This window comes from Sediminibacterium sp. GW821-FHT12F12, assembly GCF_058806635.1.
In genome coordinates this window covers 98,171-115,142 of record NZ_JBXAPW010000005.1, presented here as the reverse complement: position 1 = coordinate 115,142, position 16,972 = coordinate 98,171, and the positions used below count along the sequence as shown (strand labels likewise).

Below are 16,972 nucleotides of genomic sequence, written 5' to 3'. Positions count from 1 at the left end.
TTAGGAAAAGCTCATGGCTCACAGCTCGCGGCTAATAGCCTGTCTGAAGAGGGAGGGCGAATTAGCAAATAGCTATTAAACATGAATCCGTTATCCGCTAATTCGCGAATGATAGCCGATAGGCGGAAGGAAGTACAAGTGTGCGACGCAAGAATAGCTGAAATCCACGCTGCTGCTGGGTTTCAAACAAAAAAAGGGTAAAGAGGTATATAAAAAGTACCTTTGCAGCAAATTTTTTATTACATGACGACATTTGAAGCGTTGGGAATTGATGCTAGATTGATTCAGGCAACGGATGAGTTGGGGTATGTGAACCCAACCGCAATACAAGAACAGGCAATCCCCGTATTGCTGAGTGGCACCAAGGACTTTATTGGCCTGGCGCAAACGGGAACCGGCAAAACAGCGGCTTTTGGCCTGCCTTTGCTGCATATTATTGATGCCGCGGCTAAATATCCGCAGGCGCTGGTGGTTTGTCCCACAAGGGAACTCTGCCTGCAGATTGTGAAAGAAATAGAGCTCTTTAAAAAATACATGTCTGGGGTATCCGTAGTGGCTGTGTATGGGGGCGCTTCTATCGGGTTACAGATCCGCGACCTGAAAAGGGGCGTGCAGATCGTGGTAGCTACACCGGGTCGTCTGATCGACCTGATCGAGCGTAAAGCGATCAATCTTGAGCAGATCAAGTACGTGGTACTGGATGAAGCGGATGAAATGCTCAACATGGGTTTCCAGGATGATATCGAATTCATCCTTAAGAATACCCCGGTAAGGGAAAGTACCTGGTTATTCAGTGCTACCATGCCGCCGGAGATCCGCAAAGTGAGCAAGAAGTACATGAAGGATCCCAAAGAGGTAACGGTGGGGAAGGTGAACACGACCAACAAAAGTATCGATCACCAATACTATGTTACCACGGCACAGCACCGTTATGAAACGCTGAAAAGGATCATCGATTTTAACCCGGGTATCTATGGGATCATTTTTACCCGTACCAAGATCGATGCTCAGGAGATCTCTGAAAGACTAACAAGGGAAGGATACGATATTGACGCCCTGCATGGAGACCTGACGCAACAACAGCGTGACCGTGTTATGGGACAGTTCCGCGATAAAAGCCTGCAGTTGCTGATCGCAACCGATGTGGCGGCGCGTGGAATTGATGTGGTGGGTATCACCCACGTGATCAACTACGAATTGCCGGATGATGTGGAGATTTATACACACAGAAGTGGTCGTACTGGTCGTGCCGGTAACCAGGGTATCTGTATCTCGATCGTACATGCGAAAGAGATGTATAAGTTCAAACAGATCGAACGGATCAACAACTCGCAGTTTCACAAGCTGGATATACCGAGTGGCAAGGATGTATGCCGCAAACAGTTCTTCCATTTCATGGATAAATTATTGTCGGCCGATATCAGCCATGGCGATTATGAAACCTATGTTCCCATGCTGGCAGAAAAGTTTGCCGATGTGAGCAAGGAAGATGTACTGAAACGTGTGGCAGCGATGGAGTTTGACCGCTTCCTGAAATATTATGAGAATGCGGAAGACCTGAACCTGCGCGAACGCAGCAAAATGGACCGCAACGACAGAAGCGAACCCAGAAGAAGAGATGATAGAGGTGAAGGTCGTGGCGATAGTCGCAAGGAATATACCAGAGGTGGCGGTTACAGCCGGCTGTTTGTGAACCTGGGAACCAAAGACGGGTTTTTTAAAGCCAGCTTCCTGCAGTTTATCCTGGATATGAGCGACCTGAAAAAAGAAGTACTGGGTAAGATTGATATGAAGGACATGAACAGCTGGATCGAGATCGATCGTGGCGCCGCGCAGCAGATGATCCGTTCTTTGGACGGTAAAAGCTACAAAGGCAGAAGGATCCGTATGAATGATGCGGATAGTGGTGGTCCGGCAGGTTTCTCCAAGAAACCCAGAAGAGGCGAAGGGTAATCAGATGTTAGCAGGTAAACCTGTTGATTGGTGATTGATTGCCGGCCAATAGATGGGTTTACCTGTTAACTGATCAACCAATAAAAAACATAAAAAGTAACAACAACAAACATGGAACAAGCAATCGAACAGGCAACAACGGTGGAGGCATTATTAAAGAAGCGTCCATTAATTATTTCCGGTCCCTGCAGTGCCGAAACAGAAGAGCAGGTGATGCAAACGGCAATGCGTTTGGCAGCTACCGGTAAAGTAGATATCCTGCGTGCAGGTATTTGGAAACCCCGTACCCGTCCCGGTAGTTTTGAAGGAATCGGCACCAAGGGCCTGCCCTGGTTACAGGCCGCCAAAAAAGCTTCCGGATTACCGGTAGCTATTGAAGTAGCCACCGGCAAACAGGTAGAAGATGCCCTGCATTTTGGGGTAGATGTGCTTTGGATCGGCGCCCGTACCACGGTAAACCCGTTCAGTGTGCAGGAAGTAGCAGATGCTTTACGTGGTGTAGAAGTGCCTGTTCTGATCAAAAATCCTATTAACCCGGATCTGGAACTCTGGATCGGTGCGATGGAGCGTGTAGCCAAAGCAGGTATCAAAGATATCGGCCTGATACACCGTGGTTTCAGTTCCTATGGCAATACCGAATATCGCAACGCACCCATGTGGCACCTGGCCATCGAAATGAAGCGTCGCTACCCCGAGTTATTACTGATCAATGACCCTTCTCATATCTGTGGCAGAAGAGATATTTTACAGGAAGTAGCCCAAACGGCTATCGATCTTGACTTTGACGGTCTGATCGTAGAAAGCCATATCGATCCGGATAACGCCTGGAGCGACGCCAAACAGCAGATCACACCGGAACAACTGGGTGAAATGATCGGCAATATCCGCTGGAGAAAAGAAGACATTGCTTCTCCCGAATACCATGCAGCACTCGAAAAATTGCGACAGCAGATCAATAACCTGGATGATGAACTGATGCAGATCCTCGGCCAGCGAATGAAAGTGGCAGAGAATATCGGTCAGTACAAAAAAGATAATAATATCACCATCCTGCAAACCAACCGCTGGAACAGCATTCTGGAAAGGGCTTTCGCCAAAGGCGATAAACTGGGCCTGAGTAAGGAATTTGTAACCAAATACTTTGATGCGGTTCACATGGAAAGTATTACCCACCAGAACAAGATCATGAATTCCTAATGCAAGCATTACAGATAGCGGATTGGCGGATCATATAATCCGCTCATCCGCCATCCGCTAATTCGCTAATCCCATGAAAAAAAGAAGTTTTACATTCTCCACTACCACGGTTAATTATTATTTCGATGCCGATTTTTCGCAGATAGAGAAACTGGCACCGAAAGAAAATGCGGTGATCATTACCGATGAACATGTTTTTGCCAAACACAAGAAGAAATTCAAGGGCTGGAATACGATCGTACTGAAAGCAGGAGAGAAGTATAAAGTGCAGCAGACCGTAGATGTAGTGATTGACCAGCTGATTGCATTCGGGGCCGACCGCAAAACCACGCTGGTAGGTGTGGGCGGCGGTGTGGTAACCGATATTACCGGGTATGTGGCAGGGATTTATATGCGGGGCATCCGTTTCGGACTGGTACCTACTTCCTTACTGGCCATGGTAGATGCGGCCATTGGTGGTAAAAATGGAATTGATGTGGGTGTGTATAAGAACATGGTGGGATTGATCCGTCAACCGGCTTTCCTGCTGTTTGATATCTCATTACTGAAAACCCTGCCCAAAGCAGAATGGCAGAATGGGTTTGCAGAGATCATCAAACATGCCTGTATCAAAGATGCGGTCATGTTCCGCCATTTGCAGAAACACAAACTCAGCGATTTTCAGAAAAGTCCCAAACTCTTGTCTGCCTTGATCGAACAGAACGTATTGATCAAAACCAAAGTAGTGGTAGGCGATGAGTTTGAACAGGGCGAACGGAAACTGCTCAATTTCGGTCATACACTCGGACATGCTATTGAGAATATGTACGATTTAAGTCACGGACAGGCCATCAGTATCGGCATGACCTATGCCGCCGTCATGTCGCAGCAACTGAAACATTTTACCGGTGCAGAACTGGTGGTGAAAGTGCTGGAACAATATGGTCTTCCCACGCTGGCCAAATTCAATACCAAAAAAGCTTTTAAGATCCTGCTGATGGACAAAAAGAAAGACAATGTAAGCATCAACTATATCCTGCTCGAAAAGATCGGGAAAGGCGTGGTGCAGCCCTTGCTCTTTGTTCAGCTCCAGGACATTTTTAAACAATTCGGAAAATAAGACCGGAGCTGGTGTCTAATCCGCAATCCGCCAATCCAACAATGATCGTAAGCATACAACCTTCCCAACTTACCGGATCCATCGTTGCCGCTGCGAGTAAAAGCAGTATGCAAAGGGCCTGCGCGGCAGCTTTGTTAACGGTGGGCGAAACCACCCTGCATAATCCCGGCAATAGTAACGATGACCTGGCAGCCATCGATGTGATCCAAAAACTGGGCGCATCTATTGAAAAAGCCGCCAATGGCGACCTGGTGATCAGTTCCCCGGGGATCTTCCCGAAAAATAAAGAAGTGAACTGTGGCGAAAGCGGCCTCGGTATCCGGATGTTTACCCCCATTGCCGCATTGAGCAGCGAACCCATTACCCTGAATGGAACGGGAAGCCTGCTCACCCGTCCTATGGATTTTTTCGATGAGATCCTGCCGAAACTGGGCGTAACAGTTGTCTCCAATGGCGGTAAACTGCCCCTGCAGATCCAGGGTCCGCTGCAACCGGCCAATATTGAAGTAGATGGCTCACTCAGTTCCCAGTTTTTAACGGGTTTACTGATGGCTTATGGTGCAGCCGGTGCGCATGATGTGGGGATCACTGTCAAAAATCTCAAAAGCAAACCCTATATCGACCTAACCCTCCAGGTGATGAAAGATTTTGGCTGGGAGGTAGAGAACCAGGCATACGAAGTTTTCCGTTTTACCCATACCCGAACCACTCCCGCTGCTGAAGCCGCCATTGAATATACGGTTGAAGGAGATTGGAGCGGCGCTGCTTTTCTGCTCGTAGCCGGTGCCATTGCTGGTCCGATAACGGTAAAAGGGCTGGATATCTATTCTACCCAGGCCGATAAAGCGGTTTTACAGGCATTATCGGATTGTGGCTGCTGTTTATCGATCCGACCTGATGAGATAGAGATTGGTCCACTGCCTTTAAAAGCCTTCCATTTCAACGCCAATGATTGTCCGGACCTCTTCCCCCCGCTGGTTGCCCTTGCCGCTTATTGCGAGGGAACCACTGTGATTGAAGGGGTAAACCGGCTCGCCCATAAAGAAAGTAACCGTGCCCTTACATTACAGCAGGAGTTTGCTAAATTGGGGATCGAAATTAACCTGCAGGGCGACCTGATGCTGATCAAGGGAGGAACCGGGGTAAAAGGAGCGGTTACCCACTCCCGCCACGACCATCGGATAGCCATGGCCTGTGCCGTGGCCGGATTAAAGGCTGATGGCGCAGTAACCATCGAGGAAGCAGAAGCGATCAACAAATCCTATCCTGCTTTTTACCAGCACCTGCAGCAACTCGGTGCCAGTGTTAGTAAGTAGACCAGTAAACGAGTAAACCAGTAAACCAATAAACCCCTCACCCGTGAACAGTTTCGGACGCATTTTCCGCATACATATTTTTGGCGAGTCGCATGGCGAATCGGTAGGGTTGGTTCTGGATGGCTGCCCGGCGGGACTGCCCCTGCGTACAGCTGATTTCCTGGAAGATATTGAACGCCGCAAAGGAGGTGTTCAAAAAGGAACCACCCCCCGTAAAGAAGACGACCTGCCCATTTTCAAGAGCGGGCTCTTTAACGGCCATACCACCGGAGCCCCCATTACCATCCTGTTCGAGAATAAGAATACCCGTAGCGGCGATTATGAGAAACAGCGGGAAGTACCCCGCCCCGGACACGCCGATTTTACGGCCCATGCCAAATACGGCGGTTTCGAGGATTTCAGGGGAGGGGGACATTTCAGCGGCCGCTTAACAGTTTGCCTGGTAGCTGCCGGAGTGATCGCCAAAAAGCTCTTGCAGGGAATAGAAGTTAAATCAACCATCCTGGAAATAGGGGGTGAAACCGATCTGGAAAAAGGATTGAATAAAGCCATCGAAGCCAAAGACAGCATTGGCGGTATTGTGGAATGTCGTGTAAATGGATTGCCTGTTGGACTGGGAGAGCATTTCTTTGATTCTGTAGAATCATTGCTGGCGCATGCCGTATTTGCCATCCCGGCTGTAAAAGGAGTGGAGTTTGGAGCCGGTTTTGCTGCTGCCAAAATGTTCGGGGTAGAGCATAACGATCCCATCCTGGATGCTTCCGGTAAAACCAAGACTAATCATGCCGGTGGTATTGTGGGAGGTATAACAAATGGTAATGAACTGGTTTACAGAATAGTTATAAAGCCTACTTCATCTACTCCTAAAGAACAGGTTACCTTAAATTGGGAGACAAATGAGCTCGAAACCTTCTCGGTAAAGGGGCGCCATGATCTCTGTATCGCCCTTCGCGTACCAGTGGTGATGGAAGCCGTAACCGCCATGGTGCTGGCCGACTTGCTCTTACTTAACCAAAAATTAAAGCCCGTATTGGGCTGATAACCGGTTCAAAACAATAAGTTGCTGCCGCTACCCGTTTTAATCTTTACGGATTAATACGTTATTAAATTCAAATACAATGGAATCAGATTACATATACCACGTTACTACCAAAGAACAGTGGGCCGAAGCTCAGCAGCTTGGTCATTACGATTCAGATACCCTCGCTACCGAAGGTTTTATTCACTGCAGTACTGAACCGCAGGTGGCAGGCGTTTTGGAGAGATATTACAAAGGCAGAGCCGGACTGGTGAAACTGAAGATCGAGAAAGCGAAAGTAGAAAGACCTCTCATATTTGAGCTGGCTGGTTCCATTAATGAGGTCTTCCCTCATATTCATGGCGCCCTAAACCTGGATGCCGTAATTGAAGTTTCTGAAATACAATAAGTTATGCACAGTTACCTCATAAATGCGTCGATCCAGTTATTGCCTGTGGTGCAGGATAGACATCCCTACGAATGGGTGGATGAAGCCATCGCCATCATCCAGCAATCTGGAATCAAACACGAGGTAGGTCCTTTTGCTACTGTATTGGAAGGCACTTATGCCGAAGTGATAGCCGTGATTAACCAGGTTAACGAATATCTTTTATCCCGCGGATGCCCGGAATGGATTTCGAGCATACAACTCCAGATCCGTAGCCAGGGAGATATGACGGCCGATGAAAAGACGGATAAATTCCGGTCGTAAAGAAAGGGCGGGCTGTTCTGGTCAGGGCCAGATAAATTCTCCATATACCCGCTCTCCCCAATATTGGTACCCCGCTTTTTTCTCGTACCTGGTGCCACTCAGTATGGTATGGATAAACCCATTTCTTGCCACTTGTTCTGTATGATAAATTTTTCTTTCTTGGTTGGTTTTCAAATGAATGTCGATTCTATTTGATAATGAACTGTAATTGATAAAGCTGCTGTCGGCACTTTTTGTAAAGCGAAAAGAGGCGGCGAGCTTTTGTTGCATCAGTTTGGTTCGGTACCAGGTGCCACCGGTAGGACTCACCAATGGTTTGCCATTATAGATCACTACACTATCGTTATAAGCCAGCAGGTTCAGGTGGTGCTTGCGGGAGGTACTCAGCCATTGCGTAAGCTTTTGGGTGTGCAGGGAGTCTTCATAACCGTAATCGCTATCAATGAAGGCAATCCGGCTAACTTCCCGGGGTATAGAGGATACAGCGTCCAGGTAGCCAAACAGGAAACTGCCTCCTCCACTATGGCTGTTTAATGCCAGTTCTGTATGGAATGGATGAAAAATGCCAGCTATTGAATCAACCATACGTTTGATCTCCCCTGGCCCATCTGCTTGCTGTCTTTTCCAGGCGGGCCAACTTTTCAGTTCATTGGCCATATAAGCCACCACTACCTGCCTGTCTTTCATAACCTCCCGGATAAACCGGGTTTGGGCTGCAATATGCTGTATATCATAATGCCAGTCATCTCCGGGTGCCATGGTTTTGCCCATGGTCCACTCGATGCTATTCCCGTTAGGCAGGGCGAAAAAGATCAAGAGTAGCTTTTTGGATCTCTTTAACCGGTGCAGACTGTCTGGCAGGTTGATCCATGTGATGGTTTTGTTAGCCGGGTTGAGGATCCGGATAGTGGTTTCTGTTTGCAGTTGCCGGGTAAGAGAGGGGCTTTGTGCCTTTACCCATATCGGCCCGTGGCAGATGATGAACAGGATAAGGAGGGCTGCTGGCAGCTTTGATCTGATCATCTGCATCCATTTTCCATTTTTTATAAATTCTGATATTATCATTGATTAATAGTATATTATAATTGTTTATTTAAACTTTAATGTCAATACAATCGTTAAAATTGGCATGGTTATTGGCAACCTGCGGCAACCATTGGCAGTAAAATTAATAAAAGAAAACTGCCTGGATCCGCCAGCTTTTCCTATTTTACTAATGGGGAAAAGCTGTGACGCGGTGTTAAAATGATCTTCATGATGCAAAAACTGATATTTCTATTCTCTTACCTGCTGATTGGTGTTAGCCTGTCTTTTGCCCAGGTTGATTCCACGCTCAGCCCAAAAACAGTTTTAGGACAGGTGTCGGATTCCTTTCAGGTAACCGGTAAGCCCATAACCGGGATGGCAGCCACCTATAGCAGCAAAGCAGATGGCAGCAAAACCACCAGTAAGGAGATTTTCTACAATGCACAGCCTACCGGCGCCTCTAATCAATTTCCATTAGGAACCTGGGTAAAAGTAACTCACCTCAAAAATGGCAAATGGGCCTTGGTTAGGATCAACGACCGTACTTCAAAAAAGAAATCGGCCCCGGTGATCCAGCTGAGTCGTTCTGTAGTGGCACAATTGGGCTTTTTGCGTACGGGTTCAGCTAAAGTTAAAATAGAGAAAATATTTATAAATAATTATCAATCAAATGATAATGTAGATACTGTACCACTTGTTGTTAAAACAGAACCTATTTCTGATACCATACAAACTGATACCCCGGGTTATATCATCAAAGGGAAATCGGTAAATGGTATTGCCAGCTTTTACAGCAGTAACCTGGATGGCACCCTGACTTCTACGGGGGAGCGATACCGTAATAATAAGCTGACAGCAGCCAGCAATAATTTCCCCCTCAACACCTGGGTAAAAGTAACGAGCCTGTTTAACGGCAAGTCAGTGGTGGTAAGGATCAACGACCGGATGCACCCCCGAATGAAGAAAAAAGGCCGGGTGGTAGACCTTAGCCGGGCTGCCGCCAACCAGCTGGATTTTATATCGCGGGGCATTACCAAAGTGAAAGTAGAAACCATTATCTGGCAGAAAAATGTGCTTATAAGTAAAGACCAAGCAGATAGTTTGCAGGCAGTATCTGATTCTGTGGTTAAGCGGGTAGATTCTTCCCTTATTGCCAGGGATAGTGCTGTTATGGTAAATAAGGATGCCGAAATAATCCTGAAAAAGGAAGATGGAACTTTACAGGGGATTGCCAGCTTTTATAGCAGCAATCTGGATGGTACCAAAACCGCTACCGGCGAGATCTTCCGGAACAAGAAAATGACCGCTGCCAGTAACCAATTCCCCCTAAACACATGGGTTCGGGTAACCAACCTGAAAAACGGAAGATCGGTGATTGTGAGAATCAACGACAGGATGCACCCCCGGATGAAAGTCAAAGGCAGGGTGGTAGACCTGAGCAGATCTGCCGCTCAGAAATTGGGTTTCCTGAAAAAAGGGTTAACCCGGGTAAGAGTGGAGAGGGTTAAAAAGGGCACTCTTAACTAATTGGGTATAATATAAAGTTATCATAATTTTCAAAAGTCAGTTTCTGACTGTATTTTTGCCCCATACATACTAAAACTCGTATTATGAAGAAATTCCTCTTTTCCCTGATAGCACTTGGCTTGTCAGCTGCAGCTTTTGCACAGCCTGCCACCATCAGCTATAAAAAAAGACCTACACTGACTGTTAACTTCCTTTTGAAAGACATGAGAACAGCTGATCTGATTGATCATAGCTCTTTGTCTTCTGTATTAAATAACGGACAATGGACGAAAGTGCGTGATATGTCTCCAGGTCTTGGTCTTCAATACTTTCAGGGGTTGACTGAGCATATCGACTTTATGGGATCTTTGGGTGGTTCATACGTTAAATATCCTTTCTCTTATAAATCCGGTGTTTCGCAGCAAACCAATAGCCGGTTTTTACTGGAAACATCTGCCAGCATGAATTTCAAGCTGTTAACAGATAAACATTTCCTCGTTCCTTACTTTACAGTAGGACTGGGTGCTTCCATGTACGCAGGTACTTATTTTGCAGCATATATGCCGTATGGTATGGGGCTGCAGATGAACCTGGGTGAGGGAACTTTCATTAACACCCAGTTTGGTTATAACGCCAAGATCTCTAATCTCGCTACCAACCACCTGACTTATTCTATCGGTATCGGTTCTCCCTTGAAAGAGAAAAAAGCAGAACCAGTTGTAGCAGCTCCCCCACCACCACCGCCGGTTGAAAAAGATACTGACGGTGATGGTATCCTCGACAGCAAAGACAAATGTCCTACTGTTGCCGGTACTGCCAAATACGACGGTTGCCCTGTACCTGATACAGATGGTGACGGTATTAATGATGAAAACGATAAGTGCCCTACCGTAAAAGGTCTGGCTAAATATCAGGGTTGTCCTGTACCTGATACCGATAAAGACGGCATCAACGATGAAGAAGACAAATGTCCTACCGTAGCAGGTGTTGCCCGTTACCAGGGTTGTCCGATTCCTGACCGTGATAAAGATGGTATCAATGACGAAGAAGATAAATGTCCGGATGTACCAGGTGTTCGCGAGAACAATGGTTGCCCTGTTATCAAAGAAGAGATCGTGAAAAAAGTAGCGGCCAGTGCCAAGAATATATTCTTTGCTACAGGAAGCAACAAACTGCTGGCTAAATCATTCAAATCACTGAACGATGTAGCTGCGATTCTGAAAGAAGATGCTGCCCTGAAACTGGATATTGAAGGTCATACTGATAATACCGGTAGCGACAAAATCAACCAGCCACTGAGCCATAAGCGTGCACAGGCGGTTTATGATTACCTGACTACCAAAGGTGGTATTGATGCCGGTCGTATGACACATGAAGGATTTGGTTCATCCAGACCTGTTGCTGATAACAAAACAGCCAAAGGCCGTAGCCTGAACCGTCGCGTTGAAATGAAATTGAAATATTATTAATCGTATTGGATTAGTAGTAACCTACAAAGAGGGCCATCGTTTGATGGCCCTCTTTACTTTTATAGACACAGTTGTGTAGAACAATCAGATAATGTTGACTTCTCTTTCGAGCAGGATTCCGAACTTTTCCTTAACAGAATCAATGATGGATTGGGACAACTCCCAGATATCCTGTCCGCTTGCTTTTCCGTAGTTCACGAGTACCAGTGCCTGTTTCTCATAACAACCGGCATCCCCTTTGCGATAGCCTTTCCAACCGCATTGTTCTATTAACCAGCCTGCTGCTACTTTGGTATATCCTTCACCAGCAGCATAACCGGGTATAGCAGGATATTGTGCTTGCAGGATATCGTACTGTCCGCTACTGATTACAGGATTCTTGAAAAAGCTACCTGCATTGCCGATCTGTTTGGGATCTGGCAGTTTGCTGCTACGGATCTGGATCACTGCCTGCGAAACCGCCTGGATGCTGAGTTCCTGTATACCCATCTGCTCCAATTCCTTCGCAATGGCTCCATAGCTGGTATGAAAATCAGGTTTTTTGTTGAGACGGTAAGTTACATCAAGGATCACGTATCGGCCTTTGTACCGGTTTTTGAAAATACTTTCCCGGTAACCGAAAGCACAGTCTTCCAACCCGAAATGCCGGATGGTCTTTTCCAGAAGGTCATAGGCACGGAGCTCGTGAAATACATCTTTGATCTCCACGCCGTACGCGCCGATATTCTGCATGGGAGAAGCACCTACATTACCCGGTATCAGACTAAGGTTCTCCACACCTGCATATTCGTGTGCAATACAATATTGTACAAACCCATGCCAGTTTTCACCTGCCTGGGCTTTGACATAGTAGTGATCCTCATCTTCTTTCAGCAGTTCTATGCCTGTCAGATCATTCTTCAGCACCCAGCCATCTACATGTTGGGTAAGTAGCACATTACTGCCGCCACCGAGAATCAGTAATGGATCTGTTGCAGGGATGGTATTGCCTGTTACCAGTTCTGCCAGTTCCTCTACCGAAGTAAAAACAGCAAAGGATCTGGCAGAAACATCGATGCCAAAACTGTTATAGGGACGGAGTGATATATTATGCCTGATCTCCATAAGGGTTATACGGGGTCCACATCGGGCAGGATAGTGACACCGCGGTATCTTTTATTGGATTGAATAATGACTGCCTGCTGCAGTATTTCTCTTTTACATAACTGGATCCTTCTGGCATCTTTGGGCAGTTTGATGAGGATCTCCCACAGGTATTGGTTCCGTACGCGGTCTACCACCGGTTGGGCCGGTCCATTACATTCTGCACCAAAATCCTTTTTCAATCCCTGCATCATAATATGCGCAGCTTCTTCTGCGAGATGTTTTTCCTTGTGTTTGAAAGTTACCTGGATCAACCGGGTAAAAGGCGGATAGGCAAATTGTTTCCTGTTGGCTATTTCGTAAGCAAAGAGCCGGGGAAAAGAATGTGCTTTTACAAACTGCAATACCGGGTGAACCGGATTACTTACCTGTATCAATACCATTCCCTTGCCATCCTTTCTTCCGGCCCTGCCGCTTACCTGTTCCATCAACTGAAAAGCTCGTTCATTTACCCTGAAATCGGTGAAGTTGAGAATGCCATCTGCATCTATCACACCTACCAGGTTCACGTGTTCAAAATCAAGACCTTTCACCACCATCTGTGTGCCTACCAGTATGTCTATCCGCTGCTGTTCAAATAATTTGATCAAGGCATCGTGATCATTTTTTCCTTTTACACTATCATAATCCATTCTCGCGATACGCGCATCGGGGAAAGCTTCGGTGACCAGTTCCTCTATTTTTTCGGTACCAAAATTTTTCTGTGTAAAACCATGACTACCGCAGGCGGCACAGGTTTGGATAACCGGGTAAGAAGTACCGCAATAGTGACAGCTGAGCGTATTCTTTATTTTGTGATAGGTTAAAGTAACATCGCAGTTGCTGCAATGCGGGATCCAGCCACAGGTAGTACAGAGCAGGTAAGGGGAGTAACCCCGCCGGTTCTGGAACAGGATCACCTGTTTCTGTTGTTGCAAAGACGTAGCGATTGCTTCCAGCAGCGTGGGTGTGAGCGCGATCTTACCTTTTTCTTTGGTTGGAACCCGCTTGATATCAATGATATTGATCTGGGGCAGTTCTACCTGTCCGAATCTTTCTTCCAGGGTTACCAGTCCGTATTTCTGCTGCTCACAGTTATAATAGCTTTCAATAGAAGGGGTGGCACTGCCCAGCAATACGCGTGCATCAGATAAAGCGGCATAATAAATAGCCGCATCCCTGGCATGGTAACGGGGTGCCGGATCCTGTTGTTTGTAGGAGGCATCATGTTCTTCATCTGCGATCACCAGTGCGAGGTCTTTGAAAGGAAGGAAGAGAGAAGAACGGGCACCTAAGACTACTTTGGTTTCTCCTGTTTTTACTTTGTTCCAGATCTCTACCCGCTCGTTAGGGTTGAATTTGGAATGATAAATCGCGATATATCCCCCAAAATGCTTCTGCAGCCTCCGGATGATTTGTGAAGTGAGGGCGATTTCGGGCAACATATACAATACCTGTTTACCCTCGCGGATATAGGATTCGATCAGTTTGGTATAAATCTCCGTTTTGCCGCTGGCGGTTACCCCATGTAACAAACAAACGGATTTGTCTGTAAAATGCTGTCTGATTTCACCCAGTGCAATTTCCTGCGCTTCCGATAAAGTGAAATCTATCTGTATGTCTTTGGGAAGGCTGCGGATGCGGTCCGTATTTCTTTTCTCAGCCCTTACTATTCCTTTTTCGCAAAGACCCTTCAATTGTGCGGCCGTGGCGTTCGATTTTTTTAATAACTGCGGTTGGGTTACTTCTCCTGCTGTTTTCTGCAGATGCAGATACGATAACAACAGCTCCATCTGCTTGGGTGCTTTGCTCCAGTTATTCAGCAGATCGGCCAGTTTTTCTTCCTGCTGGTAAACGGGATCAAGTGTGATATAGGTCTCCGTTTTTGTCTTGTATTTTTCCTTCAGTTCCTCCCACACATAACACACGCCTTTCTCGATTAGTTTTTTGATCACCGGGTATACATTCGATACATCCAGTAATTGCTGCACTTCTGTAAGCCTGAGTTCCTTTTTGATCTCCAGTGCCTCTGCCACCAGAAACTCTGCATCGGAGAGATCGCTGAAATCGTAACTTCTCTCTTCATTCCACACCAATATACTTTCGCTAGATAGTTTCAGGTTGGCAGGGATCGCAGCCTGCATCACTTCTCCTTCGCTGCACATATAATATTGGGCCATCCATTCCCATAAAGCCAGTTGATGCGGGTGAATCAGCGGTTCTGTATCCAGCACATTACTGATATCTTTTGGCTGAAAAGCTTCCGGTTTTTCGTTCAGTATTTTTTTTACGATACCGGCATATCGTTTGTTCCTGCCAAAGATCACTTCTACGCGTACGCCGGGTTGTATGCCTGCCTGCCACTGTTCGGGAACGGCCCAGGTATAGTTTTTAGGTAAGGCAAGTGGTATGATAACTTCAACAAACAAACTGTAGAATTTGATCAAAAATACGCTTTAAGCAGATGGATAGTTACGATACCTGCGCAGGCCGGCATCCATCATATCAAATACCCGTTGTTTCAGGTGGGGGATGTCTTTGCTGGTCAGGCCCGATACGGGTACTTCTTCGAGGTATACTACCCGGTTTTTACCAGGTGTAAGTTCAAAGAGACTTCTATAATGTAAGCGGTCAAGTGTATCTACCAGTAACAGGGGTTTAATGGGCGTTTGCGTTTCAATAGCGATCCGGAAAGCACCGTCGTAAAAATGTTTCAAAGGATGTTTTTCATTTTCATTGAAAGTGCCTTCGGGGAAAATAAAAATGGAGATATGGTGTTTCAAAGCCGATTTTAAGGCACGTACACTTTTGGCGCGGGTGTCGGCATTTTTCCGGTTCACGAGTATCACTGCTGCGCGGTAGATCCATCCGAAAACAGGCACTTTCACCATTTCATATTTGCCCAGGGCACGCATGGGCTGGTGTACGGCCAGCACCAACGGAGGAATATCCATATACGAGATATGGTTGGCCACGAAAATATACTGCCGGCTGGTATCATGCGGGTGTTCATAGATCTCTTTGTGCCTGACGCCGATCAGGCAGTACCAGATATAAGCCCAGGCATGACATAAGCGGTATATCATATTACCCCCCGTGATCTTCCCGAAGAACAATGACAGAATCACAAAGGGAAACACCAGCAGCATTACCCCGATGAACGTAAGCAAGGCATACACGCAATAGATGTATTGCAGGAAGCGTAGGATCCGTTTCATCCCCCGAACTTAGGAAATAAAACAATGCTTCCGCTGCCTGTAAACAAAAGAGACACCCGACGGGTATCTCTTTGCGTTTCTCTCATGTATAGGTAGAAAATTCTTGGTTAGAATCTGTAAACGGCGGCCAGTATAAAGCTGGCGGTGCTTTTGGTAGCAGTTCCGTTTCCTTTTACAAAAGCGGCACCGCTGCCACTGTCTAAACGTAATTCAGGAATGATGGTCAGGTTATCCAGTTTTACATTACCCGATAAGGTAGTGGCGAACATTTTTTTAGCACCACCCAGCAATGGCGACAGTTTCCTGTCATCGAAATAATCGGCACGGAGGGTAAGGCCGAATGTTTTGGCGGGGTCATAGTTCAGATAAACCGCATGACTTTTCCAGCTCGAATTGGTGGTTCCCTGTTTGGTTGATTGCAGGCTGCCATCATAAGCAAGACTGAACTGGTCTGATACAGCACCGGTTACCACGAGGTTGAATTGTGTGAGTCCTGTTCCTCCCTGGAAGTTCAGATAGCCTTTCACTTTATCATTGGCAGAACCGGTACTGAATTGTGCTATCAGCACTTTCACACTGTTGGGTGCACTTACATAATCGGTAGGGTTGGCCACACCCAGCATCAGGGCACTTTTGCCACCCAGAGAGATATCAGCTTTGATACCTGTATGGAAGAAAGGACCGTAAGAGAAACCGTAAGACATACTGTAATTACGGTTGGCATAGGCATCCAGCAGTTCATAACCCACATGGGTAGACCATTTACCGAAAGTGAATTTTACTTTATCGGAAGCGGCATAGCTCACAAACGCCTGTTTTACGGCAGTTAAAGTGGTGCCAATATCGTTGTATGAGAACTCCTGTGCACGGCGGCCAAAGCCCACATCTGCCGTGGCAGATACTTTGCCAAAACTATGGTCCACTTTGATGGAAGCCATACCCAGTTCGAAGGAATTTTTTGAATTGGTAAAACTGGTAAAGTTGTTGGTGCCAACAGGGGGATCGTTGAAATTAAAACGATAATACGCATCTACAGATCCTGTAAAAGTGGTGGTTGATTTTTTGCTGGAATCAGATTGTGCATTGGCCGAGACGAGGGTTAAAAATCCAATACAGAATACTCCTGAAATTTTCTTTAACATTGCAATAGGTTTTATGATTAACAAAAGGGTACAGCCGATATACCTGGTCAGAGGTGTATCATATGGCTGTACCTTATTTTTTGGAGACCCGGAAGCTTCTTTGTGCACACCCTGGTCAGAGGGTTCTTCGTTAGTAGAAAGGCACTTTTGTTGATGATGAAACAGCTACCGGTACTATGGGTTATTCCGGATGA

14 protein-coding genes are annotated in these 16,972 nt (G+C 46.5%); 9 read left to right on the top strand and 5 right to left on the bottom strand.

Going from position 1 to position 16,972, the window contains the following annotated elements:
- The first annotated feature begins 243 nt into the window (after positions 1–243).
- The 7 genes from AC1RNB_RS09450 to AC1RNB_RS09420 all read left to right on the top strand — a co-directional run bounded on the left by AC1RNB_RS09450 (position 244) and on the right by AC1RNB_RS09420 (position 7,295).
- The gene (locus AC1RNB_RS09450; RefSeq protein WP_493082430.1) at positions 244–1,953 is read left to right on the top strand and encodes a DEAD/DEAH box helicase; all 1,710 of its coding nucleotides are present in this window, start codon (positions 244–246) and stop codon (positions 1,951–1,953) included.
- A 111-nt stretch (positions 1,954–2,064) separates the two neighbouring features.
- Entirely contained in the window at positions 2,065–3,150 is a 1,086-nt protein-coding gene (locus tag AC1RNB_RS09445; RefSeq protein WP_493082429.1) for a chorismate mutase, read from the top strand.
- A 73-nt stretch (positions 3,151–3,223) separates the two neighbouring features.
- Positions 3,224–4,249, top strand: coding sequence for a 3-dehydroquinate synthase (aroB, locus tag AC1RNB_RS09440; protein ID WP_493082428.1), 1,026 nt, complete (start codon positions 3,224–3,226; stop codon positions 4,247–4,249).
- Positions 4,250–4,260: 11 nt separating this feature from the next.
- Positions 4,261–5,565, top strand: coding sequence for a 3-phosphoshikimate 1-carboxyvinyltransferase (gene aroA, locus AC1RNB_RS09435; protein WP_493082427.1), 1,305 nt, complete (start codon positions 4,261–4,263; stop codon positions 5,563–5,565).
- A 43-nt stretch (positions 5,566–5,608) separates the two neighbouring features.
- Positions 5,609–6,604 (top strand): chorismate synthase, encoded by a 996-nt coding sequence (locus AC1RNB_RS09430; RefSeq protein ID WP_493082426.1) that lies wholly within the window; start codon positions 5,609–5,611, stop codon positions 6,602–6,604.
- Positions 6,605–6,683: 79 nt separating this feature from the next.
- Positions 6,684–6,992, top strand: a complete 309-nt coding sequence (locus AC1RNB_RS09425) for a DUF952 domain-containing protein (RefSeq protein ID WP_493082425.1) — start codon at positions 6,684–6,686, stop codon at positions 6,990–6,992.
- A gap of 3 nt (positions 6,993–6,995) precedes the next feature.
- Positions 6,996–7,295 (top strand): thiamine-binding protein, encoded by a 300-nt coding sequence (locus AC1RNB_RS09420; protein ID WP_493082424.1) that lies wholly within the window; start codon positions 6,996–6,998, stop codon positions 7,293–7,295.
- Between the two features lie 21 nt (positions 7,296–7,316).
- Here the strand turns inward: AC1RNB_RS09420 and AC1RNB_RS09415 are convergent, their stop codons facing one another.
- Positions 7,317–8,318 (bottom strand): hypothetical protein, encoded by a 1,002-nt coding sequence (locus AC1RNB_RS09415; protein WP_493082423.1) that lies wholly within the window; start codon positions 8,316–8,318, stop codon positions 7,317–7,319.
- A gap of 231 nt (positions 8,319–8,549) precedes the next feature.
- Between AC1RNB_RS09415 and AC1RNB_RS09410 the strand changes: the two genes are divergently transcribed.
- Together AC1RNB_RS09410 and AC1RNB_RS09405 are read left to right on the top strand one after the other, a co-directional pair.
- The gene (locus tag AC1RNB_RS09410; RefSeq protein ID WP_493082422.1) at positions 8,550–9,848 is read left to right on the top strand and encodes a septal ring lytic transglycosylase RlpA family protein; all 1,299 of its coding nucleotides are present in this window, start codon (positions 8,550–8,552) and stop codon (positions 9,846–9,848) included.
- An 83-nt stretch (positions 9,849–9,931) separates the two neighbouring features.
- Positions 9,932–11,296: an OmpA family protein gene (locus tag AC1RNB_RS09405; RefSeq protein WP_493082421.1), complete on the top strand. Its 1,365-nt coding sequence runs from the start codon at positions 9,932–9,934 to the stop codon at positions 11,294–11,296.
- Between the two features lie 84 nt (positions 11,297–11,380).
- On the opposite strand, the gene murB is transcribed toward AC1RNB_RS09405, so the two are convergent.
- From murB to AC1RNB_RS09385, 4 genes are all read right to left on the bottom strand, one after another.
- On the bottom strand, positions 11,381–12,400 hold the full coding sequence (gene murB / locus AC1RNB_RS09400) for a UDP-N-acetylmuramate dehydrogenase (protein WP_493082420.1): 1,020 nt from the start codon (positions 12,398–12,400) through the stop codon (positions 11,381–11,383).
- 5 nt (positions 12,401–12,405) lie between these two features.
- Positions 12,406–14,847: a replication restart helicase PriA gene (gene priA, locus AC1RNB_RS09395; RefSeq protein WP_493082419.1), complete on the bottom strand. Its 2,442-nt coding sequence runs from the start codon at positions 14,845–14,847 to the stop codon at positions 12,406–12,408.
- A 27-nt stretch (positions 14,848–14,874) separates the two neighbouring features.
- Positions 14,875–15,636 carry a lysophospholipid acyltransferase family protein gene (locus tag AC1RNB_RS09390; RefSeq protein WP_493082418.1) on the bottom strand — a complete coding sequence of 254 codons (762 nt, stop codon included), beginning with the start codon at positions 15,634–15,636 and terminating at the stop codon, positions 14,875–14,877.
- 107 nt (positions 15,637–15,743) lie between these two features.
- Positions 15,744–16,778, bottom strand: coding sequence for an outer membrane beta-barrel protein (locus AC1RNB_RS09385; RefSeq protein WP_493082417.1), 1,035 nt, complete (start codon positions 16,776–16,778; stop codon positions 15,744–15,746).
- Between the last annotated feature and the right edge of the window lie 194 nt (positions 16,779–16,972).

Bases quoted from the DNA above. Each gene is read 5' to 3' on its own strand.
- AC1RNB_RS09415 (WP_493082423.1), bottom strand. From the start codon at position 8,318: ATGATCAGATCAAAGCTGCCAGCAGCCCTCCTTATCCTGTTCATCATC.
- AC1RNB_RS09420 (WP_493082424.1), top strand. From the start codon at position 6,996: ATGCACAGTTACCTCATAAATGCGTCGATCCAGTTATTGCCTGTGGTG.
- AC1RNB_RS09390 (WP_493082418.1), bottom strand. From the start codon at position 15,636: ATGAAACGGATCCTACGCTTCCTGCAATACATCTATTGCGTGTATGCC.
- AC1RNB_RS09450 (WP_493082430.1), top strand. From the start codon at position 244: ATGACGACATTTGAAGCGTTGGGAATTGATGCTAGATTGATTCAGGCA.
- AC1RNB_RS09445 (WP_493082429.1), top strand. From the start codon at position 2,065: ATGGAACAAGCAATCGAACAGGCAACAACGGTGGAGGCATTATTAAAG.
- AC1RNB_RS09385 (WP_493082417.1), bottom strand. From the start codon at position 16,778: ATGTTAAAGAAAATTTCAGGAGTATTCTGTATTGGATTTTTAACCCTC.
- AC1RNB_RS09410 (WP_493082422.1), top strand. From the start codon at position 8,550: ATGATGCAAAAACTGATATTTCTATTCTCTTACCTGCTGATTGGTGTT.
- aroB (WP_493082428.1), top strand. From the start codon at position 3,224: ATGAAAAAAAGAAGTTTTACATTCTCCACTACCACGGTTAATTATTAT.
- murB (WP_493082420.1), bottom strand. From the start codon at position 12,400: ATGGAGATCAGGCATAATATATCACTCCGTCCCTATAACAGTTTTGGC.
- AC1RNB_RS09405 (WP_493082421.1), top strand. From the start codon at position 9,932: ATGAAGAAATTCCTCTTTTCCCTGATAGCACTTGGCTTGTCAGCTGCA.
- AC1RNB_RS09425 (WP_493082425.1), top strand. From the start codon at position 6,684: ATGGAATCAGATTACATATACCACGTTACTACCAAAGAACAGTGGGCC.